General features: G+C 39.4%; 21 protein-coding genes. 9 read left to right on the top strand and 12 right to left on the bottom strand.

Annotation, left to right across the window (positions count from 1 at the left end; all coding sequences use genetic code 11):
* The first annotated feature begins 22 nt into the window (after positions 1-22).
* Positions 23-652, top strand: a complete 630-nt coding sequence (gene yyaC / locus KH400_RS04070) for a spore protease YyaC (protein ID WP_217222182.1) — start codon at positions 23-25, stop codon at positions 650-652.
* Positions 653-817: 165 nt separating this feature from the next.
* Here yyaC and KH400_RS04065 read toward each other — a convergent pair whose 3' ends face one another.
* The 12 genes from KH400_RS04065 to rpmH all read right to left on the bottom strand — a co-directional run bounded on the left by KH400_RS04065 (position 818) and on the right by rpmH (position 12,594).
* On the bottom strand, positions 818-1,564 hold the full coding sequence (locus KH400_RS04065) for a DUF554 domain-containing protein (RefSeq protein WP_217222180.1): 747 nt from the start codon (positions 1,562-1,564) through the stop codon (positions 818-820).
* Between the two features lie 11 nt (positions 1,565-1,575).
* Positions 1,576-2,739, bottom strand: coding sequence for an aminotransferase class V-fold PLP-dependent enzyme (locus KH400_RS04060; RefSeq protein WP_312889024.1), 1,164 nt, complete (start codon positions 2,737-2,739; stop codon positions 1,576-1,578).
* Between the two features lie 236 nt (positions 2,740-2,975).
* Positions 2,976-3,839: a ParB/RepB/Spo0J family partition protein gene (locus KH400_RS04055; RefSeq protein WP_217222179.1), complete on the bottom strand. Its 864-nt coding sequence runs from the start codon at positions 3,837-3,839 to the stop codon at positions 2,976-2,978.
* The gene (locus KH400_RS04050) at positions 3,832-4,593 is read right to left on the bottom strand and encodes a ParA family protein (RefSeq protein ID WP_217222178.1); all 762 of its coding nucleotides are present in this window, start codon (positions 4,591-4,593) and stop codon (positions 3,832-3,834) included. Before KH400_RS04050 ends, KH400_RS04055 begins: the two co-directional genes overlap by 8 nt.
* Positions 4,594-4,897: 304 nt before the next feature.
* Positions 4,898-5,740, bottom strand: a complete 843-nt coding sequence (noc, locus tag KH400_RS04045) for a nucleoid occlusion protein (RefSeq protein ID WP_217222175.1) — start codon at positions 5,738-5,740, stop codon at positions 4,898-4,900.
* A 133-nt stretch (positions 5,741-5,873) separates the two neighbouring features.
* Positions 5,874-6,593 carry a 16S rRNA (guanine(527)-N(7))-methyltransferase RsmG gene (rsmG, locus tag KH400_RS04040; protein WP_217222635.1) on the bottom strand — a complete coding sequence of 240 codons (720 nt, stop codon included), beginning with the start codon at positions 6,591-6,593 and terminating at the stop codon, positions 5,874-5,876.
* A gap of 24 nt (positions 6,594-6,617) precedes the next feature.
* The gene (gene mnmG, locus KH400_RS04035; protein ID WP_217222173.1) at positions 6,618-8,504 is read right to left on the bottom strand and encodes a tRNA uridine-5-carboxymethylaminomethyl(34) synthesis enzyme MnmG; all 1,887 of its coding nucleotides are present in this window, start codon (positions 8,502-8,504) and stop codon (positions 6,618-6,620) included.
* A 46-nt stretch (positions 8,505-8,550) separates the two neighbouring features.
* Positions 8,551-9,930: a tRNA uridine-5-carboxymethylaminomethyl(34) synthesis GTPase MnmE gene (gene mnmE / locus KH400_RS04030; RefSeq protein ID WP_217222171.1), complete on the bottom strand. Its 1,380-nt coding sequence runs from the start codon at positions 9,928-9,930 to the stop codon at positions 8,551-8,553.
* A gap of 485 nt (positions 9,931-10,415) precedes the next feature.
* On the bottom strand, positions 10,416-11,033 hold the full coding sequence (gene jag / locus KH400_RS04025) for an RNA-binding cell elongation regulator Jag/EloR (protein WP_217222169.1): 618 nt from the start codon (positions 11,031-11,033) through the stop codon (positions 10,416-10,418).
* Positions 11,030-11,788 (bottom strand): YidC family membrane integrase SpoIIIJ, encoded by a 759-nt coding sequence (spoIIIJ, locus tag KH400_RS04020; protein ID WP_217222167.1) that lies wholly within the window; start codon positions 11,786-11,788, stop codon positions 11,030-11,032. Before spoIIIJ ends, jag begins: the two co-directional genes overlap by 4 nt.
* 151 nt (positions 11,789-11,939) lie before the next feature.
* Positions 11,940-12,284: a ribonuclease P protein component gene (gene rnpA, locus KH400_RS04015; protein WP_217222165.1), complete on the bottom strand. Its 345-nt coding sequence runs from the start codon at positions 12,282-12,284 to the stop codon at positions 11,940-11,942.
* A 172-nt stretch (positions 12,285-12,456) separates the two neighbouring features.
* Entirely contained in the window at positions 12,457-12,594 is a 138-nt protein-coding gene (gene rpmH, locus KH400_RS04010) for a 50S ribosomal protein L34 (protein WP_217222162.1), read from the bottom strand.
* Positions 12,595-13,382: 788 nt separating this feature from the next.
* Between rpmH and dnaA the strand changes: the two genes are divergently transcribed.
* From dnaA to KH400_RS03970, 8 genes are all read left to right on the top strand, one after another.
* The gene (gene dnaA / locus KH400_RS04005) at positions 13,383-14,735 is read left to right on the top strand and encodes a chromosomal replication initiator protein DnaA (protein ID WP_217222160.1); all 1,353 of its coding nucleotides are present in this window, start codon (positions 13,383-13,385) and stop codon (positions 14,733-14,735) included.
* A 186-nt stretch (positions 14,736-14,921) separates the two neighbouring features.
* Positions 14,922-16,064, top strand: a complete 1,143-nt coding sequence (gene dnaN, locus KH400_RS04000; RefSeq protein WP_217222158.1) for a DNA polymerase III subunit beta — start codon at positions 14,922-14,924, stop codon at positions 16,062-16,064.
* Positions 16,065-16,393: 329 nt separating this feature from the next.
* Positions 16,394-16,609 (top strand): S4 domain-containing protein YaaA, encoded by a 216-nt coding sequence (gene yaaA, locus KH400_RS03995; RefSeq protein WP_217222157.1) that lies wholly within the window; start codon positions 16,394-16,396, stop codon positions 16,607-16,609.
* Positions 16,610-16,648: 39 nt separating this feature from the next.
* Positions 16,649-17,764 carry a DNA replication/repair protein RecF gene (gene recF, locus KH400_RS03990; protein ID WP_217222154.1) on the top strand — a complete coding sequence of 372 codons (1,116 nt, stop codon included), beginning with the start codon at positions 16,649-16,651 and terminating at the stop codon, positions 17,762-17,764.
* 9 nt (positions 17,765-17,773) lie between these two features.
* A complete protein-coding gene (remB, locus tag KH400_RS03985) occupies positions 17,774-18,055 on the top strand; it encodes an extracellular matrix regulator RemB (RefSeq protein WP_217222151.1) in 282 nt (93 codons plus the stop codon).
* Positions 18,056-18,226: 171 nt separating this feature from the next.
* Positions 18,227-20,140, top strand: coding sequence for a DNA topoisomerase (ATP-hydrolyzing) subunit B (gene gyrB, locus KH400_RS03980; protein ID WP_217222149.1), 1,914 nt, complete (start codon positions 18,227-18,229; stop codon positions 20,138-20,140).
* 85 nt (positions 20,141-20,225) lie between these two features.
* Entirely contained in the window at positions 20,226-22,772 is a 2,547-nt protein-coding gene (gene gyrA, locus KH400_RS03975) for a DNA gyrase subunit A (protein WP_217222146.1), read from the top strand.
* Positions 22,773-22,946: 174 nt separating this feature from the next.
* On the top strand, positions 22,947-24,026 hold the full coding sequence (locus KH400_RS03970) for an HD-GYP domain-containing protein (protein WP_217222144.1): 1,080 nt from the start codon (positions 22,947-22,949) through the stop codon (positions 24,024-24,026).
* Positions 24,027-24,175: the final 149 nt, after the last annotated feature.

Here is a 24,175-nt window from a genome sequence, read left to right as displayed (position 1 = left end):
CTATTGCAAAGGAGAGGTAGATATGATTCGAAAACGAGGGTTTTTCCAAAAAAAACAATCGCCTTACCGTATCCATATGGATGAAACCGATGGAGTGACTGCCCTTTCTAATCAACTGCTTTCCCAAGTAGAAGAACACCGTGATCGTGAGTTGGTTGTCGTTTGTATCGGAACAGACCGTTCGACCGGTGACTCACTTGGACCACTAATTGGCACAAAGCTTGACGAACGTCAATTGTCGTCGTTTCACGTGTACGGAACGTTAGAAAACCCAGTTCATGCCGTTAATTTAGAGAAAAGCCTTAATGATATCGAAAATAACCATTACCGGCCTTTTATCATTGCCATTGATGCTTGTCTTGGACGACTCAATAGTGTCGGTAAAATTACACTAGCAGAAGGTCCAGTTAAACCCGGTGCTGCTGTAAATAAAAAACTCCCCCCAGTTGGCGACATCCACCTGACCGGAATTGTCAATATCGGCGGAATGATGGAATTTTTTGTTCTCCAAAATACTCGTCTTCACTTTGTCATGAAAATGGCTGAAATGATATCGGAAAGTATCCATTTGACTGATACAAAACTAGCACAAATCAAAGAAAAACCTACACCACTCTTCAAGTCACTTAAACCAACATTTTTCCAAACATAAAATTTAACTCACACCACCTTGTAAGAACTTCTCCTTCGTCAGAAAATGGCCCTCAAACTTCAATCAAAGGTGGTGTGAGTCAGCCTTATTCATTGGTTAACACCTAACTGGCCTACTTCGTCCCCTTTTCAAACAAAAAAAGAAGCCTAGCATCAAACTAAGCCTCTAACCGATAAATGGCACATACATTTGTGTAAAACTAACAATTGTGGTCCAGTAATATACAATTGGCACAAGCACAGCCGTTACTAAAATGGCTGGTAACAAGTTTGCGACTCTAACTTTAAGCAAACCAATAATATTTAGACCGATACCGAGAATCATAATCCCGCCAACTGCGGTCATTTCGACGATGAAAGCATCCATCAATTCGCTCGGAATAAATTTATCAATTTGGGTTGCAAACAATGCGATCGTTCCTTGATAGATGATCACTGGAATCGCTGAAAAAATCACTCCAAACCCTAATGTAGACGTAAAAATGATCGCAGAAAAACCATCAAGCATTGCTTTCGTATATAGAACGGAATGGTCACTACGTAAGCCGCTATCAAGTGCACCGACTACAGCCATCGCACCGACTACATAAATTAACGTTGTTGTTACAAAGGCTTTCGCAACTGATCCCTCTTCTTTTGAACCACTTTTCTTTTCTAACCATTTTCCTAACTGATTCAGGCGATCTTCTAACGCCCAACGTTCACCTAAAATACTTCCAATAACAAGACTTCCGATAACGATTAAAAACTGTTCCGTTTGTAATCCCATACTAATTCCTAAAATGATAACAGCCAAAGCGATTGCTTGCATAACTGTTGACTTTACCCCTTCAGGAATGTTCTTTATAATCGCACCAAGACATGCGCCAATAATGATCGCTAGTCCATTGACGATTGTTCCTAAAAGCACCATATGTTTAACTCCTATCCCAGTAAACCTTCTGTGATCTCTTTTATCGATTGTATAAATGTTTCAACTTCTGCACTCGTATTTGAATGGCCAAAGCTAACACGTAATGTTCCCCCATCAATTGTCCCTACTGTTTCATGTGCAATCGGTGAGCAATGTAGCCCGGCTCGAACAGCAACTTGATAATGTTGGTCCAAAATAGTCGCTACCTCATGGACATCGACACCCTCAATTACAAATGGGATCACGGCTAGTCGTTTTTGATCGCGATTTGGTCCAAAGACACGCACACTTGCGATCTGCTCAAGCCCGTCGATGCACTGGTATGTTAAGCTCAATTCATGGGCAAAAATTTCATCTAGCCCTATGCTATTCACTTCATCAATCCCTGCAGATAAACCAGCAATACCAGGTGTGTTTAATGTCCCACTTTCATACCGTTGTGGTCGTTCTAGCGGTTGATCAATCACTTCTGAGTGACTGCCTGTCCCACCATGAACAAGCGGTAGTAACTCAACATCATCTTGAATTAAAAGTGCTCCAGTTCCTTGTGGGCCAAGTAACCCTTTGTGTCCAGGAAACGCGAGCATATCAATGGCCAGCTCTTCCATGTTTATCGGTAGAACACCAGCTGTTTGTGAAGCATCGACAATAAACGTTAACTGATGCTCTTTCGTTACTTCACTAATCTCTTCTAACGGGGTAATCGCTCCTGTCACATTTGAACCATGACTAACAACAACCGCACGAGTTTTCTCTGTCACTGCACCTCGCAATCTTGTTGCAGTAATATCTCCATCTTCATTAGGCGGTAAATAAGTGATCGTAATCCCCTTTTCTCGTTGTAAAAATTCAAGCGGACGTCGAACAGAATTATGTTCATATGTCGTTGTAATGATGTGGTCGCCACGCTCAAGCTTCATCCCTTTAATCGCTTGGTTTAATGCAACTGTTGCATTTTGGTAAAAAAGCACATTTCGTGGATTTTTCAAATGAAACATTTTGGCTAACTTCAATCGTGTTTGATAGATAACATCTGCAGCTCTCACTGCTAGTTGGTGTCCACCTCGGCCAGGGTTTGCGCTATATTCCATTAGTGCTGTTGAAACAGCCTCTACAACTGCCTCTGGCTTAGGAAACGATGATGCTGCATGGTCAAAATAAATATAGTTACTCACAATGATCACGATCCTTTTAAAAATTATCTTTTTAGAACACTATCAATCAATTAGTTAATGAACTATCTTTAGTATAACCATTGAAACAATGGTTAAGAAGTCATTTGCTTCTTAACTGCCTACGCAAAAATAGAGCTTTCGCCAATGGCCATTGGCGAAAGCTTACAGGTCATTCCTTAATTCCTGATTTACTAGAGTCGTCTTCTAAGAAGGGGGAGAGGTCCTGGAATCCTCAGCTATGAACCGATGTTCCCTTGTTCTTCTTCAAACAAAAGTAAAATTCGTTCTAAATCATCTTCTGAAAAGAATTCGATTTCTATTTTCCCTTTTTTCTTCCCTTTCTTTATCGCAACAGATGTACCTAACCGTTCACGTAGATAAGCTTCCTTCTCCTTAATAAAAATGGAAGGCTCTGCTTTTTTATCTTTTGTTTCACGTGAAACATTTTCATTCACTCTCTGTATCAATTGCTCAAGCTCTCGTACACTCAACTTCTCTTTCATCACTTTTTCAAGTATAGCGGGGAGTTTTTCCTTATCCTTTAACCCTAGAAGCGCTCGCCCATGCCCCATCGATAACTCACCATCAGCAATGAATTCCTGTACAACTTCAGGAAGTTGAAGCAAACGTAAATGATTTGCAATATGTGGCCGACTTACGCCTAATCGTTTTGCCAACTGCTCTTGAGTGAGATTTAAATGCTTCATCAATTTTTCATAAGCACTCGCTTCTTCCAGTGGGTTCAAGTCCTCACGTTGAAGGTTTTCAATCAATGCTAACTCCATCATTTTATCTTCAGACAGTTCCCGAACAACAACTGGAACTTTCGTTAAACCAGCTTCAGTTGCTGCGCGATAGCGACGCTCACCAACAACGATTTCATACCCTTTAATGCTTTTACGGACGATTAACGGTTGCAAGATCCCATGATTAATAATTGACTGCTTTAACTCATCAATTGATTCGTCAGAGAATGTTTTTCTTGGTTGGTATGGGTTGGGTCGTAATTCTTTGATGCTCACCTCTTTAACAGATTCTTCGTTCTCTTCACCTGCATCTGGAAAAAACGCCTGAATCCCTTTCCCTAAACCTTTAGCCACCGTCGACCACTTCCTTTGCTAATTCTAGGTACACTTGGGCACCCTTTGATTTCGGATCATAAATAATAATCGGTTCGCCGTGACTCGGTGCTTCACCGAGTCGCACATTACGAGGTATAACCGTTTGAAAAACTTTATCACGAAAGTACATCTTCACTTCTTCTATCACTTGAATACCTAAGTTCGTACGTGCATCTAACATCGTTAGCAACACACCTTCAATCGTTAGGTCAGTGTTCAAGTGTTTCTGTACAAGTCGAACCGTATTTAAAAGTTGACTTAATCCTTCGAGTGCATAATATTCACACTGTACTGGAATCAACACGGAGTCAGCAGCTGTTAAAGAATTAATTGTTAGCAATCCAAGTGAAGGTGGACAATCAATAATAATATAATCGAACTCACTTTCGACTTTTGAAAGTGCCCGTTTTAGTCGTACCTCTCTTGAAATTGTAGGAACTAATTCAATTTCAGCACCTGATAGTTGGATTGTCGATGGGATGATAGAAAGGTTTTCTACCGTCGTCTCACGTATGACCTCACTTGGCTCTGCATCTTCAACAAGAATATCATAGATACATTGGTCGACATCACCTTTTTCAATTCCCACACCACTCGTTGCATTTCCTTGCGGGTCTATATCAACAACTAAAACTCTTTTACCTATGTACGCTAAACAAGCACTAAGATTAACTGCAGTTGTCGTCTTACCGACACCACCCTTTTGGTTTGCAACTGCCATGATCTTGCCCATCGTGCCACCTGCCTTCCATCTCAACTTCTCTCTTCTTTGATTTTATTCTATCATGAAATCGATAGCGTTTTTCATTTTAATAGAAAAATCTCACTATTTTATACATTATTTAGTGAATAGGTCGTTGGACCAATTTCTCATAGATCGCCATGGAGAAACAGAATCATTTGCTATTTTCAGAAACCCTTCCCTACCTTTTATGACTACAATAAGAAAAACGACTCAACTGATCGAGTCGTTTTTTCATGTTATTTATTTGCTAGTAATCATTATGGTCTATGAATCTATGATTGCAATGGCAAGACTATTTCTTAGGAATCCGAATCGTAAATTGATAGAATTCCTCATTCTCTTCTTCATCTGTATCAATGGAAAGGCCACTTTTTGCGACCATATCAACCGATTGTCGAATTGTATTCATCGCTATTCGTGTATCTTTTGAGTACGATTTAATTTTCGGTTTCTTTTTTGGCGTTGTACCTTGTAGTAATTTCTTAACTCGTTCCTCAGTTTGCTTAACATTTAAATTGCTTTCGATGATTTCCTTTAATAATCGCTCTTGGCTTTTCTCTTCTTTTAATGAAATTAATGCCCGTGCATGGCGTTCAGATATTGTTCGCTCTAGTATTGCTTCTTGTACCGCTTCTGGCAAATGCAATAATCGTAATTTATTAGCAATTGTTGATTGGCCTTTTCCTAGACGTTGTGCCAAGCTTTCTTGCGTTAGTCCGTGAATTTCAATTAGTTTTGCATAAGCAACAGCCTCTTCGATTGCTGTTAACCCTTCACGTTGAAGGTTTTCAATTAAAGCAATTGAAGCGGTTTGCGAATCATTAAATTCTTTTATTATTGCTGGAACCTTGTCCCAGCCCAATCGTGAAACGGCCCTCCAGCGACGTTCCCCTGCAATTAATTCAAATTTCCCCTCACGCTCACGTACTACGATTGGCTGAATGACACCATGTGTTTTTATCGTCTGGGCCAATTCATCAATCCGTTCCTCATCAAATACGGTGCGTGGCTGAAATCGGTTCGGTACAATATCCTTAACCGAAATCTGCTTCACTTCTTCGTTTTCACTATTGTCCACTTCATCATTCTCACCTTTTTCCCCGAAGCCAAATAGTCGTGAAAACGGTTGCTTCATGCCTGACACCACCTTTTGAAAACTGCCACCTACAATATTCGCCATAACAGCGACCTTTTCCTGCTTTTTTCTCTATGTCTTTTATATTTTGTTTAGGTAGCAAAGTCAAGAAAATTTTGTTCCACGTGAAACATTACAATAATGGCTGCTTATTTGGTGTACCAGGCTTTCTCGGATATTTCTTTGGAGTTTTTTCGTTTTTATGAATGAGGATAATGTGTCGCTCACTCTCCTCAATCGGCAACTTGAATTGGTTGTCTCCAATTACCTCTCCGCCTAATAAACCTATCGCACGTGTTGCTTCTTTCAACTCTTCCGTTGCATCTGCACCCTTCATTGCTAAAAGATCACCATCAACCTTCGCAAGTGGTAAACACAATTCAGTAAGTACCGGCATTCGTGCAACAGCACGAGCAATGACTAAATCATAGGACTCACGATGCTTTTTATTTTGAGCAAATGTTTCAGCTCGGTCATGGTAAAACGAACAATTCGTAAGTTCAAGTTCAGCTGCCAAATGTTCTAAAAAACCAATCCGTTTTTTTAGAGAATCGACGATACTTACGTTTAATTGCGGAAAACAAATTTTTAAGGGAATGCTCGGAAAACCAGCTCCAGCACCAACATCAACTACTTTCAAAGGTTCATTCATGTGATCGTAGTAAAATGCTGCTGAAATTGAATCATAAAAATGTTTGAGATAGACCTCATCTTCATCAGTAATTGCAGTTAAATTCATTTTATTATTCCATTCAACGAGCAGTTGGTAATAACGTTCAAATTGTTCTAACTGAAAAGAAGAAAGGGAGATCCCCTTTTCTTCTAACAGCGTCGTAAATTGTTGTTTACTCATCATCGGCCTCCATTGTCATTGTTTTTAATCGCCAACTCTCGCCAATTTCCCTTGTTCTAAGTACACGAGTAAAATTGATATATCAGAAGGATTAACCCCTGACACACGAGAAGCTTGTGCGACTGATAATGGACGAACTTCACTTAATTTTTGTTTTGCCTCAGTGGCAATTCCAGAAATCGCAAAATAATCAAGATCGACAGGGATCTTTTTATTCTCCATTTTCTTTGCTCGCTCAACTTGTTGAAGCTGCTTTTCAATATATCCTTCATATTTAATTTGAATTTCTACCTGCTCGGCTACATCATCATTAATATCTTCATTTACAGGTACAAATTTAGCAACATCTGCATACGTCAGCTCAGGACGCTTTAACAAATGTGAAGCTTTCACCGCATCATTTAATTTTGATGACCCTGCTTCTTCAAGCATTTGTTGGACATCTCCAGTTGGCTTGATGATGAGCTGTTTCAAGCGTTCCTTCTCATTATCGATTAATGCTTTTTTCTCGGTGAAACGCTGGTAACGATCGTCTTTAATTAACCCCGTTTGATAGCCAATTTCCGTCAGACGAAGGTCAGCATTATCATGGCGTAAAAGAAGTCGATATTCTGCACGCGACGTTAATAATCGATAAGGCTCATTCGTTCCTTTTGTGACCAAATCATCAATTAACACACCGATATACGCATCTGACCGGTCCAAAATTAACCCTTGTTTGTCTTGAACTTTACGAGCAGCGTTAATACCGGCCATTAACCCTTGTCCAGCTGCTTCTTCATAACCAGAAGTACCATTAATTTGACCTGCTGTGAATAAGCCTGGAATATTCTTTGTTTCAAGTGTTGGCCACAGCTGCGTCGGTACTATTGAGTCATATTCAATCGCATAACCAGGGCGCATCATCCGAGCGTTTTCTAATCCAGGTACAGTTTTTATAAGATTCAACTGTACATCTTCCGGCAAGCTCGTTGACAACCCTTGGACATATACTTCTTCTGTATTTCTTCCTTCTGGCTCTAAGAAAATTTGATGACGTGGTTTATCATTAAAGCGAACCACCTTGTCTTCAATCGAAGGACAATAACGCGGTCCTGTTCCTTCAATCATTCCTGAGTACATTGGTGATCGACTTAAATTATTATTAATAATTTGATGCGTCTCCTCACTTGTATACGTTAACCAACACGGTAGTTGGTCGGTAATATATTTCGTTGTTTCATACGAAAACGCACGAGGAACATCATCACCTGGTTGAATTTCTGTTTGATCGTAATCGATCGTGCTACCATTTACTCGTGGCGGAGTCCCTGTTTTAAACCGAACCATTTCAAAACCAAGCTCTTTCAAGTGATAAGATAAGTTAACAGATGGCTGCATATTATTGGGTCCACTTTCATAAGCAAGATCACCAATAATGATTTTGCCACGTAAGTACGTCCCTGTCGTCACGATAACTGCTTTACTCTTATAAGCAGCACCAGTATTAGTGATGACCCCTTTACACTCGCCATCTTCAATGATTAATTTCTCAACCATTCCCTGGCGTAACAATAAGTTGTCTTCAGCTTCAATTGTTTTCTTCATTTCATGCTGATACAAAAATTTATCCGCTTGTGCACGTAACGCGCGGACAGCTGGTCCTTTCCCTGTATTCAACATTCTCATTTGAATATGAGTTTTATCAATGTTTCGTGCCATCTCACCACCTAAAGCATCAATTTCACGCACAACAATCCCCTTTGCCGGTCCACCTACAGATGGGTTACATGGCATATATGCAACAGCATCAAGGTTCAACGTTAACATTAGTGTATTGGCACCCATTCGAGCAGCAGCTAAGCCAGCTTCTACACCAGCATGTCCTGCCCCAATGACTATTACATCAAATTCACCGCCCTGGTATTCCACACGTTCTTCCTCCTTTATACTCGTTCATTATTAGATATATGTTTCGTTATTTCCCTAGACAAAATTGTGAGAACAACTGGTCAATAAGACTCTCATGCATCGCATCACCGATAATCTCACCTAGTAATTCCCACGCGCGCGTCACATCGATTTGAACCATATCAATCGGTACATCGAGCTCAATTGCTTCAAGTGCATCATTGACCGATCGCTTGGCCTGGTTTAGCAACGCAATATGACGGGAATTTGATACATAGGTAATATCACCGGCATCAATATTACCAGCAAAAAATAACTGTTTGATCGCCTCTTCTAGGTCATCAATACCTTCATCTTTAACCATAGAAGTTGTAATAACCGGGCGCTCGTCAGCTAATTGTTTTACACGGTCGAGATCAATTTTTTGGTCCACATCGACTTTGTTTACAATCACAATCGCATCCATGCCTTCAATCGCTTCAAATAATGCCTCATCTTCCGGAGACAATTCCTCACCATAATTTAACACGAGTAATATTAACTCTGCCTCTTTTAAAACTTGTCTAGAACGTTCGACACCAATTCTCTCAACAATGTCCTCGGTCTCTCGAATTCCAGCCGTATCAATTAAACGAAGTGGCACGCCACGGACATTAACATATTCCTCAATCACATCACGCGTTGTCCCTGGAACATCGGTTACAATCGCTTTATTTTCATGAACTAAGCTATTTAATAACGATGATTTACCGACATTAGGCCTACCGATAATGACCGTTGCTAACCCTTCACGTAAAATTTTCCCCTGTTCGGCGGTTGTCAGCAACTTATCAATTTCATCACGAACATAAAGAGCTTTTTCCTTTAATACGTCGTGTGTCATCATTTCAACGTCATCATACTCTGGATAATCAATATTGACCTCAACATGAGCGACTGTTTCAATTAACGCTTGTCTTAGCTTCGTAATTTTTTTTGAAAGTCGTCCTTCAACCTGTCCTAACGCAATATTCATTGCACGGTCTGTCTTCGCTCGAATCAGGTCAATAACACCTTCAGCTTGTGAGAGATCAATTCTCCCATTTAAAAATGCTCGTTTCGTAAATTCCCCTGGTTCCGCCAAACGTGCACCTTGGTTTAATAACACTTGCAATACACGATTAACGGATACTAAACCACCGTGACAGTTGATTTCGACGATATCTTCACAGGTAAATGTTTTTGGTGCCCTTAATACAGTCACCATCGCTTCTTCAATTGTATCGTTTGTTTCAGGATCAATAATATAACCGTAATGAATCGTATGTGTCGGAACGTTCGTTAACGATTCCTTTCCTTTATACAGTTTATCAGCAATCGCAATGGCGTCTTCTCCACTGACGCGAACAATTGCAATTGCACCTTCTCCCATTGGAGTCGATATCGCTGCTATTGTATCTAATTCCATCGGCCTCGCCTCGCTTTTTTGTTCACGTTGACTATATTTAAACCATTTAAATTGGATGAACTTCCCTAAATCAATAGAATACCACAATCTCTATCGCATAAAAAGATATCAACACTCTTCTTTTTTATTGTAACCGAAAAAACACGAATAAAAACGATCCACATGTGGATAACACAATAAACGACAACTTTCGTCTATCATCCAAAAATGACCCACTCCCCTCAAACATCTATCTTATGACATACGCGAGTAGTCCAATGACAGCACACAAAAATAACTGAAGCACCATCCGCCAAATATCCTCAACCTGATGCAGCTTCAAGCCTGTCTTCACCCCCCTCAAGAAAACAGTTTAGGTATCATCTAAAAGACCTGAACGCCTCACCTCCTTACAAGAAAGCACGCCCCCGTTCTTTGGACAACAAAAAGCCTAAGAAACGACTTTTATCGCTTCTTAGGCTCTTGATAAATGATGATTTATTGACTTACGCAGGTGCAATGATCACTCTTCTCTGTGGCTCTTCTCCATCTGAGTATGTTTTCACACCGCTCTTATGTTGTAATATATGATGAATAACTTTTCTTTCATGTGCATTCATCGGCTCTAGGCGAACCTCTCTCTTTGTTGACAACGCCTTTACTGCCAAGCGCTGTGCTAATTGCTCTAACGATTCTTTGCGCTTCATTCGGTAATTTCCAGCATCAAGTGTTATCCTAATATAGTCATCAGAATAGCGATTGGCAACTAAGTTTAACAAATACTGAAGCGAATCTAACGTATGACCATGCTTGCCAATTAAAGGTCCAATATTCTCACCCTCAATGCTAAATAACACTTGGCCCTTCTCTTCACTCTTCGTAACTTCTACTGAAAACCCCATATTCGATATAACATCTTTTAGAAATAAGTGAGCTTCCTCAACCGGATCAGGCCTTACCACCACATCAACAACCGCAGGCTTTGCCCCGATAAAACCTAAAAAGCCTTTTTGCGGATTCTCTATGATAGTAACTTCTACACGATCTTCTGTCGTATTTAATTGGCTAATTCCTTTACTGACAGCTTCTTCAACCGTTTTACCTGATACAGTTACTTTTTTCACTTTTTCGCTCCCCCTGCATTTTCGTCTTTCTGGCGCTTCGGTCCAGTAATAAAGTACGTTTGTGCAATCATAAATAAGTTACCAATGACCCAATATAATGTTAGTGCTGCAGGGAAGAACATCGCAAACACAAAGATCATGACTGGCATAATGTAAAGAAGTACTTTCATTTGCGGGTTATCTGCAACCATCATCATCTTTTGCTGAATGAATGTCGTAATACCTGCAATAATCGGTAGAATAATTGGATCTGGTGCATCTAGCGCAAACCATAAAAATGAGTGATTATTAATATCTTCAGTACGCATAATGGCGTGATAAAATGCTAATAAAATTGGCATTTGGATAAGTAACGGCAAACAACCTGCTAATGGGTTGACTCCACGCTCCTGGAATAATGCCATCGTTTCCTGCTGAAGCTTTTGCTGTGTTTTTTGATCCTTTGCACTATATTTCTCTCTAAGTTTCTGCATTTCAGGTTGGATATCTTGCATTGCCTTGGCACTTTTCGTCTGCTTGATCATTAACGGCAAAATTAACAGACGAAGGAGAATCGTAATCACAATAATGGATAAACCATAGTTATCATTAAATAGATCCGCAAAATAAATTAACAGCCATGATAACGGATAGACGAAATAGGAATCCCAAATCCCTTCACTCTCTGCTTTAATTGGTTCCTCGATGTTAAAACACCCCGTTAAAACAATCATCAAACCAATAAGCATTGCAATTAAACTTAACTTCCTTGCCACTAAATACTCCTCCTTGCTCGGATTAATGTAAGATCAACTATACAAATAAGAAGCAATAGGTGTATATTGACCGATATGACGATGTTCCTTACCGATATTGTTATGGTTGTCCATGTCAACAATGACCGTTAACCGCTACCATTTTATACAGCTATGATTTTATATATACTTTTGCACGTTTAAAAACATGAGTAAGACTTTTCTTCACTTCCCAAAAGTCCATATCAGCTGTCGGTTTTCTAGCAATCACAACATAATCATTACTAGAAATAATGTCATCTTCCAATTCTCGAAAAACTTCTCGAATCAGTCGTTTCACGCGAACTCTCGTGACTGCGTTTCCGATCCTTTTACTGACTGACAAACCTAATCGGAAATGATCTTGCTCTTTTTTGTTCAATACATATAAAACAAACTGGCGATTCGCAACGGACGTTCCATGCTTAAAAACAAGACTAAAATCGTCATTCTTTTTAATTCGATACTCTTTCTTCATACCGCTACACCTCAGATCTCTTCTGCCAGCACATGCTTATCATCTATATTTAGATTCACTACTACATACACATTCAAAAATATATGTAATCGAGCGATTTAAACCTTTTTTCACAAAACAAACGACAATTCCACTTATTAATAGTAGAAAAAGACCACTGACAATCAGTGGCCTATGCAGATAATACTTTTCTCCCTTTACGACGGCGACGAGCCAAAACTTTACGGCCGTTCTTTGTGCTCATGCGCGCACGGAAACCGTGTACTTTTTTACGCTTACGATTATTAGGTTGGAAAGTAGGTTTTTTCATTTATAACACCTCCCTGAGGATAAACTCAACATAGACATTCTTGTAAATTATAAGGAAATTCAAAGGCAAATGTCAAGTTCAAATCAAATTTAAATCATTTATAATGATCAACAATCGTAAAAACTCCTTTATCAATGCGTATAAGACCTAGAGTTCTTTACAAAGATCCATTTTACTTTGTAATTAATAAAAAATCTACTCTATTTTTAAATATCCCGCCCGACAATTTCTCCCTCTCTAATAAATAACCTCCTCGAGATAGCCAAAAAAAATGACAATACCTTCGATCGCAACTTAATAACTTCTTTGTACATATAGACATCACTCGCCTGTGGATAACGTTTTTCGACATATTTTTTCCCGTCCTCAAATTTATCGACAGGATATACACATCATCTAGTGTTGTGGATAATACCAATACACAAGGTATAGAGTGTTGTGGATAAACGTCCAAAAACCTTGCCTTAACTGATTAATTTTGCTATTATGTATTTGTTTTCACTCGTGGAAAACTATTTTGGGACATATTAATATCCACAGTCTGTGGGTAACTTTGTGGACAGTTCTCTAAAGCTGTTTGTAAAGCTTGTCCACAACTTGTTGAAAATGAGTATATGTCATTTTTCTACTATATTATATATTATTCCACATAAAAGTTGTGATTTATAATTATTCATTAGTTTCCACGGGGTTATACAAAAGGTGTACAGCTACTATTGTTTGCATTGTTTTAGCTCATTACCTTTTTTCATAGATTATGACTTTTAAGCAAAAAGGAGGGGCACCTTTTGGAGAATATCGCCGATTTATGGGATAAAGCGTTGGCTGAAATCGAAACAAAAGTAAGTAAACCGAGTTTTGAAACTTGGTTAAAAGCAACAAAAGCAAACGCAATTGATCAGGATACGATTACAATTACTGCTCCAAATGAATTCGCCAGGGACTGGCTAGAAAACCGTTATTCTACGTTAATTTCAGAAACGCTTAATGAAATTACCGGGTCTAAACTAGCGGTTAAGTTTATTATTCCCCAGAATCAACTAGATGATGAATTTACCGTTGAACAACAGGTTCAAAAAGCACCACAGGAAGCTGATCAAGCCAATAATGAGATTCCCAAAAGCATGCTGAACCCAAAATATACGTTTAACACATTTGTTATCGGGTCAGGGAACCGCTTCGCTCATGCGGCTTCATTAGCTGTAGCTGAGGCACCAGCGAAAGCGTATAACCCGTTATTTATTTATGGGGGAGTTGGTTTAGGGAAAACGCATTTAATGCATGCAATTGGTCATTATGTGATTGACCATAATCCAAATGCTAAGGTCGTCTATCTATCATCAGAAAAATTCACGAATGAGTTTATTAATTCGATTCGGGATAATAAAGCAGTCAATTTCCGCAATAAATATCGAAACGTTGATGTGCTGCTAATAGATGATATTCAGTTTCTTGCTGGAAAAGAACAAACACAAGAGGAATTTTTCCATACGTTTAATGCCTTGCATGAGGAAAGTAAGCAAATTGTTATCTCTAGTGATCGACCGCCAAAGGAAATTCCGACATTAGAGGACCGACTACGCTCACGGTTTGAGTGGGGTCTCATTACCGATATCACACCGCCAGACTTAGAAACTCGAATTGCGATTCTACGAAAAAAAGCAAAGGCGGAAAACCTCGATATCCCTAATGAGGTCATGCTTTATATCGCTAACCAAATAGATACGAATATCCGTGAACTAGAAGGGGCATTAATACGCGTAGTCGCCTATTCATCTCTTATTAACCAAGATATGAATGCCGATCTAGCAGCGGAGGCTCTAAAAGATATTATCCCTAACTCTAAGCCAAAAGTAATTACGATTGTTGATATCCAAAAAACAGTCGGTGAGCACTTTAGTGTAAAGTTAGAAGATTTTAAAGCAAAAAAAAGAACGAAAACCGTCGCATTTCCAAGACAAATCGCCATGTATCTATCGAGAGAGTTAACGGATGCCTCTCTACCCAAGATTGGTGGCGAATTTGGCGGGCGTGATCACACGACAGTCATCCATGCACACGAAAAAATCTCAAAGTTACTCTCTAGTGATGATGACTTGAAAAAACAAATTGATGACATTATCGAGAAATTGCGATCATAGATTTTGAGCCTCTTTTCAAAAATAAAAGTCTATCCTTATGTGTATAACTAAGTTAAGCCTATGCACACATTATCCACATGTGTATAGGCTATATCTATTGGTTATATTACTACTTTTCCACAAACCCACAGGCCCTAGTACTATTACTATTAATTAAATAAATAATAATAATAAAGGAGTTTCATTATGCATTTTGTTATCGCTCGTGAACATTTCGTACATAGCGTTCAGCATGTCACAAAAGCTGTATCATCTCGAACAACAATTCCGATCTTAACAGGGATTAAGATTCATGCCGACCAAACAGGAGTAACATTAACTGGTAGTGACTCTGATATTTCGATTGAAAGTTTTATCCCGACTGAACAGGATGATAAGGAATTAGTTAAAGTGATTGAACCTGGAAGCATCGTTTTACAGGCCAAATTTTTTGCTGAAATAGTAAAGAAGTTACCCGAAGGCCAAATTGAAATTATTGTCCAAGACCAGTTTGCAACGACATTACGTGCAGGGTCTTCTGTCTTCAACTTAAACGGATTGGATCCAGAAGAGTATCCTCGCTTGCCACAAGTTGAAGAAGACAATACATTTCGTATGCAACAAGACTTATTAAAAAACATCATTCGACAAACGGGGTTTGCAGTGTCCACTCAGGAAACACGCCCGGTGTTAACAGGTGTAAACTTTGAAGCGGAAGGCGGGACGTTGAGTTGTACTGCAACAGACAGTCACCGTTTAGCAATGAGGAAAGCTGTGATTGAAACAAATGTTGAAAGTCTGCAGTTTTCAAATGTTGTGATCCCTGGGAAGAGTTTAAATGAGTTGAGCAAAGTTCTTGATGACTCTGATGAGCTGATTGATATTGTTGTTACTGAAAATCAAGTGCTATTTAAATTGAAGAATTTACTATTTTTCTCGCGTTTACTTGATGGCAAATATCCAGTAACGAAAAACATGATTCCAACACACTCTAAAACAGATCTTACGCTGCAAACGAAAGGATTATTACAAACTCTTGAGAGGGCATTGCTTCTTTCGAGAGAGGGTAAGAATAATGTCATCAATTTAAAAACATTAGAGCATGGTGCAATCGAAATCACCTCAATTACTCCAGAAGTAGGAAAAGTAACTGAGGAAGTGCAGAGTAAAGAAATACAAGGAGAAGAATTACGTATTTCCTTTAACGGCAAAAACGTGATTGATGCCTTGAAAGTTATTGATAGCGAAGAAATCCATATCGTTTTTACAGGGGCCATGAGTCCATTTGTTGTTCGTCCGGTAGACAATGACAACACCTTACATTTGTTCTCACCTGTTCGGACATACTAGAAAATAAAAATGGAGGCTGTCTGAGAAATTGGTGTTCACCTCGTATCTCTACATGACATGGGGCGGTGACTACTTGCTCAGACAGCCTTTTTTCAATGTCAATGCCTCGCTAAGTGAAATGTATTGGCGAAGAACGATAAAGTTTAGTACAATAGACACTATATAGACTTTTTTACCTTCTATTTACGTATGAATAATTGTTGATTTGCGGCTCATTGGTGTGAAAGATCGTTTCTCATTAGTGAGCCGCAAATCAGCGTTACAGTCTTGTTGATGGTGAAGGACTGTTTAGCTACCTGAACAAAACATTAGAAAGCGAGTGAGTCGAGATGGCAGAAGAAATCAAAATAACAACCGAGTACATCACATTAGGACAATTATTAAAAGAAGCGGCTGTCATTGATACTGGGGGGATGGCTAAATGGTTTTTATCGGAATATGACGTCTATTTAAACGGAGAACAAGAACAACGACGTGGGAAGAAACTTTATGCTGGAGATGAAGTTGATATTCCTGATATCGGAACATTCGTTGTTGTTTCATAAGATTTTATTTATTTTCAGTTTGAAAAAGGGGGCATCCCTTTGCATATAAAAGAACTACAATTGGCGAACTATCGTAATTATGGACAAACATCAATTAAATTTGATAACAAAGTAAATTTGATCCTTGGTGAAAATGCCCAAGGGAAAACAAATGTGATGGAAGCCATTTATGTCCTAGCGATGGCAAAATCACATCGAACGTCCCGTGATAAAGATCTTATCAGTTGGGACCGAGAATATGGTAAAATAGAAGGTAGAGTAGAAAAGCGGAGCGGATCGTTATCATTAAGCGTCATTATTTCTTCAAAAGGGAAGAAGGTTAAATTAAATGCGTTAGAACAACGTAAATTGAGTGAGTATATCGGCGCGTTTAACGTTGTGATGTTTGCACCTGAAGATTTAAATCTAGTTAAGGGAAGTCCGCAAGTACGGCGTCGTTTTATTGATATGGAGATTGGTCAAATTAATCCTGTTTATTTGTACCACTTAGGGATTTACAACAAAGTACTTAAGCAACGGAACCACTTGCTGAAGGACCTCTATAAGAATCGCCAGAATGAAGCGATGCTCGATGTCTTGACGACCCAGCTTGTGACAGCTGCTGCTAATGTCGTAAAGAGGCGCTTTGAATTTTTGCAACGATTACAATCGTGGGCCGAGCAAATTCATTTTGATATTAGCCGTGGCAAGGAGAAGTTAATTTTACAATATAAACCATCTTTTAACGTATCAGAAGAGATGGATTTGACGAACATAGAAGAAGAACTATTTACGGCTTTTGAAGGTGTCAAGGATAAAGAAATCCGTCGCGGGACATCACTTGTCGGCCCGCATCGGGATGATGTTGGATTCACTGTGAACGGTAAGGATGTCCAAACGTTTGGTTCACAAGGACAGCAGCGTACGACTGCTCTTTCTCTTAAATTAGCCGAAATTGAATTAATTCATTCCAAAGTCGGTGAATACCCAATCTTACTTCTTGATGATGTGTTATCGGAATTAGACGATTACAGGCAATCACATTTGTTAAATACCATTCAAGGTAAAATCCAAACTTTTGTTACAACTACAAGTGTGGATGGCATTGACCATGAGACACTTGATCAAGCAGCAACTTATCTCGTCAAGCAAGGCGAAATTAATAAAGTGAAATGAGGTGGACACTTGTTTATTCATTTAGGGGGAGATACTGTCATTCGGTCTAAGGATGTCGTTGCGATTTTGGATAGTGAAATGGAAAACACCTCTAGTGATACAACAGACTTTCTAGATGCTTTTCGTAAATCGAACCAAATTATTGAGATTTCGGAAGATCTAACAAAGTCCATTGTTGTCACTGAAGAACACGTTTATTTTTCCCCGATTTCGTCCGTTACATTAAAGCGAAGAGCTCAAGTCATTTCAGAATTCGATAGTTACGCAGATATTGATTCACAACAAGAATAGGATCAAAAATTATCACAAGTGGCTAAAGCCTCTTTTTGTTTTTTTGTTAGTAACTTTTTTCTTAAGCTCCGTTGTTATTCGGGGCTTAACATACGTTTTAGGTAAATTACATTGAAATTTATTAATAACAGCAATTAAAAGTTGCTGAGTAAAGAAGTGAAGGTGAAGAAATTGACAATCGATCAAAATTCTTATGATGAAAGTCAAATTCAAGTACTAGAAGGGCTAGAGGCAGTACGGAAGCGCCCGGGAATGTATATTGGTTCGACAAGTGCCAGAGGTCTTCACCATTTAGTCTGGGAAATTGTAGACAATAGTATCGATGAAGCCATGGCTGGTTATTGTGACACGATCACAGTTACAATTGAAGAGGATAATAGTATTACCGTTGAAGACAATGGTCGTGGAATTCCGGTAGGGATTCATGAAAAAATGGGTCGACCAGCTGTTGAAGTGATTATGACGGTCCTTCATGCTGGCGGTAAATTTGGTGGCGGCGGTTATAAGGTATCTGGTGGTCTACATGGTGTTGGTGCATCGGTTGTAAATGCTCTTTCAACTGAACTTGAAGTGGAAGTTCACCGTGAAGGAAATATTTATTATCAAAGATTTGAACGCGGGATCCCTCAGGCAGATCTTAAAATCATCGGTGCTACCGAGAAACGTGGAACGAAGATCCGTTTCAAGCCTGACCCAGAAATCTTTACAGAAACAACAGAATACGAATATGACATGTTAACCTCACGCTTACGTGAATTGGCATTTTTAAACCGAGGCTTAACGATAAAGACGATCGACAATCGTCCAGATGGCCAGAAAAATGATTATTATTATGAAGGTGGTATTGCTTCCTTTGTTGAGCATCTCAATCGTTCGAAAGAAGCTCTTCATGAGCCGCCGATTTTTATTGAAGCCGAACGCGAATCCATTCAAGTCGAAATCGCTGTTCAATACAATGACGGGTTTTCCGGAAATATATATTCATTTGCTAACAACATTAACACGCATGAAGGCGGAACCCATGAGTCGGGCTTTAAAACAGGCCTCACGCGTGTGATTAATGATTACGCAAGAAAAAATAATTTATTTAAAGAAAATGACCCGAACCTTTCTGGTGATGATGTTCGTGAAGGGTTAGTGGCAATTATCTCGGTAAAAATTCCTGATCCACAGTTTGAAGGACAGACGAAAACAAAGCTAGGAAATAGTGAAGCACGAACAATTACTGATTCTCTCTTTACCGAGCATTTCTCGCGATTCTTAATTGAAAACCCAGTGGTTGCAAAGAAAATCGTGGAAAAAGGACTTATGGCGTCAAGAGCGCGCGAAGCAGCGAAGAAGGCGCGTGAGCTCACGCGACGTAAAAGTGCACTAGAAGTAAGTTCATTACCAGGAAAATTAGCGGATTGCTCATCAAGAGACGCTTCAATCAGTGAAATCTACATTGTTGAGGGGGATTCAGCTGGTGGTTCCGCTAAGCAGGGTAGAGATCGACACTTTCAGGCAATTTTGCCTTTGCGCGGGAAGATCATTAATGTAGAAAAGGCGAGACTTGATAAAATTCTCGCTAACAATGAAATTCGTGCAATTATTACAGCACTTGGTACCGGTATTGGTGATGAGTTCGATATTGAAAAAGCACGTTATCAAAAGATTATTATTATGACAGATGCCGATGTCGATGGTGCTCATATTCGTACATTAATCCTTACCTTTTTCTACCGTTATATGCGTGAGTTAATTGAAAAAGGTTATGTCTATATTGCGCAACCACCATTATATAAAATTTCACAAGGTAAGACTGTGCATTATGCCTATAATGACAAAGAGATGGAAAATATCTATTCGACCTTATCTGAGACACCGAAGCCAGGGCTTCAGCGATACAAGGGTCTAGGTGAAATGAATCCAGCACAATTATGGGAGACAACAATGGACCCTGAAACGAGAACGCTCCTACAAGTGACGTTAGAGGATGCGATGAAAGCTGATGAAATCTTTGAAGTGTTAATGGGCGACCGTGTTGAACCGCGCCGTGACTTTATTCAAGAGAATGCTCAGTATGTGAAGAACTTAGACATCTAAATCATGGGCTGGACAAACTAAATGAAGATCATGTTTTAGCAAACGTCGTTTAAGAAGATGAATGGATGTTATGGAGGTTAACTAGATGGCTGACATGGAGCAATCCAGAGTTAAAGAAATAAATATTAGTCAAGAGATGAAGTCGTCTTTTATGGATTATGCAATGAGTGTAATCGTAAGTCGTGCTCTTCCTGATGTTAGGGATGGGTTAAAACCAGTTCATCGTCGGATTTTGTTTGCGATGAATGAACTAGGAATGACACCTGATAAGGCATATAAGAAATCAGCTCGTATCGTTGGAGAGGTTATTGGTAAGTACCATCCACATGGTGATTCAGCTGTATATGAGACGATGGTGCGGATGGCGCAGGATTTCAGTTACCGCTATATGTTAGTAGACGGACATGGTAACTTCGGTTCAATCGATGGAGATGCAGCGGCAGCGATGCGTTATACAGAAGCAAAAATGTCGAAAATCTCAATGGAATTGGTTCGTGATATTAATAAAGATACGATTGACTATCAAGACAACTATGATGGTTCTGAAAGAGAGCCCGTTGTCTTACCTGCACGTTTTCCTAACCTGCTGGTGAACGGGGCGTCAGGTATCGCTGTTGGTATGGCAACAAATATTCCCCCGCACCAACTAGGGGAAGTGATTGATGGGGTTCTTGAGCTTAGTAAAAATCCTGATATTAGTATTCCAGAGTTAATGGAGTTTATTCCTGGACCAGATTTCCCGACAGGAGCTGAAATTCTCGGTCGATCTGGAATTAGAAAAGCCTATCAAACAGGGCGAGGCTCGATAACACTTAGAGCAAAAACGGAAATTGAAGAGCAAGCAAACGGTAAGCAAAAAATTATCGTAAATGAGATTCCATATCAAGTGAATAAAGCCAAGTTGATTGAAAAAATAGCAGAGCTTGTCCGTGATAAAAAGATTGAAGGTATTACGGACCTCCGTGACGAATCTGACCGAAACGGAATGAGAATCGTCATAGAAGTCCGACGTGATGCCAATGCGAATGTGCTATTAAATAACTTATTTAAACAAACCGCACTTCAGACAAGTTTCGGCATTAATTTGCTTGCGCTTGTTGAGGGAAGGCCGAAGGTTCTAAACTTAAAAGAGTGTTTGTATCACTACCTTGAACATCAAAAGGTTGTTATTAAGCGAAGAACAGCATTTGAATTGCGCAAAGCGGAAGCTCGAGCACATATTTTAGAAGGTTTACGTATCGCACTTGATCATCTCGATGAAGTGATCTCCTTGATCCGTAACTCGCAAACAACTGAAATTGCTCGTAATGGACTGATGGAGAATTTCTCTCTAAGTTACGATCAAGCACAAGCGATTTTAGATATGCGTTTACAGCGTTTAACAGGGCTAGAGCGCGATAAAATTGAAAATGAATATGCAGAACTAACAGCTCGTATTGCCGAATTAAAAGCGATACTAGCTGACGAAGAAAAGGTTCTCGAAATTATTCGTGAAGAACTCGTAGAAGTGAAAGAGAAGTTCAATGATGAACGCCGCACAGAGATTACTGTTGGTGATGATTCATTTGAGGATGAGGATCTAATTCCTAGACAAAACGTTGTCATCACGATTACACACCATGGGTATATCAAACGCCTGCCGATATCAACGTATCGTAGTCAGAAACGTGGTGGTAAGGGAATTCAAGGGATGGGGACAAATGATGATGACTTTGTTCAACATCTATTTACGACAAACTCACACCATACGATTTTATTCTTTACCAATAAAGGAAAAGTGTATCGTTTGAAGGGCTATGAGATACCTGAGCTTGGACGTACAGCAAAAGGAATTCCAATCATAAACCTTCTTCAAATTGAGCAAGGAGAGTATATTAGTACGGTCATACCAATTGAAGAGTTTAAAGATGACCATTACCTCTTCTTCACGACTAAACGTGGTGTCTCCAAGCGAACACAGCTATCTTCATTTGCTAATATCCGCAAAGGTGGATTATTTGCAATAAACTTAAAAGAAGATGATGAATTGCATGGTGTTCGTCTCACCGATGGAAATCAAGAGATGATGATTGGTACAAAACTTGGTATGACCATTCGTTTCCATGAAGAGGATGTACGCTTAATGGGACGTACCGCTGCCGGTGTAAAAGGGGTGACCTTAAGCGAAGATGACTGTGTTGTCGGCATGGATATCGTTGAAAGCCATCATGATGTACTCATCGTAACGGATAAAGGGTACGGTAAGCGCACACCAGTTGAAGAATACCGTATTCAAAACCGTGGCGGTAAAGGGATTAAGACGTGTAACTTAACCGATAGAAATGGAACTGTTGTTGCATTGAAGATCGTATCTCAAGATGAGGATCTGATGATTATTACGGCAAGTGGTATAGTTATTCGTCTTCATATTGATGATATTTCAACAACAGGCCGTAACACTCAGGGTGTACGCTTAATCCGTGTTGGCGATGACGAGGAAGTTTCAACGGTGGCTAAAGTCAATATTGATGATGAAGACGTCGATGAGACTGAAGAGTCCCAGTCAGAGGAAGAGCAACTGACTGAGGAGGGCACCACTGATGATATCGAAGAGGTGAATCAACCGACTACTGAAGATGAGACAGATGAATAGATGAGTGAAAAAAGAGGAATAATTACTGAATTCCTCTTTTTTTTACGATATACTAGTAGTTAATAACTAGAGTATGTTCGTCATTCATGTATAAAGTACTATGACCGCCCGTGGCCTGTTTTTATATTATAACGATATATCCTTAGTCTATATCGTTTTTAAGAGGAGATTCATATGAAGGTAAAAACTAAGCAGCTTCAAGAAGGCTGTATTTTAGCTGAAGATGTAAAAGCATTAACAAATCACCCGCTGGTACGCAAAAAAACTGTGTTAACCGAAGAGCACTTGCAAGTTCTTGATGCTTTTTTAATTGATTCCGTTATTGTCGAGGACAAATTAATTAATGGAGACGATTTTCGTCCTCCTGAAATCACCGAAGAAAGGGTGGAATCAACACCAACAAAACAAAAAACTTTCATAGAACTATATTTACAGGCAGTTAACAATTATAAAAAGGAATTTAAATCATGGCAGTCTGGTAAAAAGATTGAAATCATAAATATTCGAGCTCTCATCATGCCGCTGCTCGAAGAAGTGATTCGCCATCCATCCCATGTGTTTTCGCTTCACCATTATCAGACGAAGGAAGACTATTTATACCATCATGCGGTTGCAGTTAGCATTTTATCGGCCTATTTAGGTAAGAAAATCGGCTTAACTAAAGGGGAATGGATAGAGTTAGGGATTGCTGGTGCACTTTGTGATTGTGGGATGGCAAGAATCTCTGAAACGGTCCTAAGGAAAAAAGGCGCCCTATATGCTGCAGAGTATGAAGAGGTTAAAAAGCACCCGATTTATAGTTACCAAATGTTAAAAGGGATAACAGGTGTTTCAGAGCGAGTGCTTCTAGCTGTATTACAGCATCATGAGCGCGAGGATGGTAGTGGCTACCCCCTAGGGACAACAGCCAAAAAGAATCATCAGAATAGCAAGATTTGCGCAGTTGCTGATATATATCATGCGATGACCTCTGAGCGCTATTATCGTTCAAAGCAATCACCATTTAAAGTGCTTGAGCTGATCTCAAAAGATCAATTTGGGCAGTTAGACCATCGTGTCGTTCAGACGCTTCTCAATAGTCTTTTGAATTTTTCGATCGGAACGCGCGTTCGTTTATCTAATGGTGAAGAAGCTGATATTCTTTATATCGACCAACAAGCACCGACACGACCTATCGTTAAGCTGGTAACGACAGGAGAAGTATTGAAGTTAATAACAATGCAGGACCTTCATATTGAAGAGGTGCTTCATTAAGAAATAGTATATTAGAATACTGACAGGACAGACGGTTCATCTCTGTGCTGTTATTTTTTTGTCTCTAAAAATGGCTCTATAATATTTGTTGGGGTTTCGTGAAAATTTGGGCATAAAAAAACACGTAACTCTTACTGTCCTATATACTT

The sequence above is a fragment of the Desertibacillus haloalkaliphilus genome, from assembly GCF_019039105.1.
Classification (GTDB): Bacteria; Bacillota; Bacilli; order Bacillales; family KJ1-10-99; genus Desertibacillus; species Desertibacillus haloalkaliphilus.
This window is presented reverse-complemented; position numbering and strand designations above follow the sequence as displayed.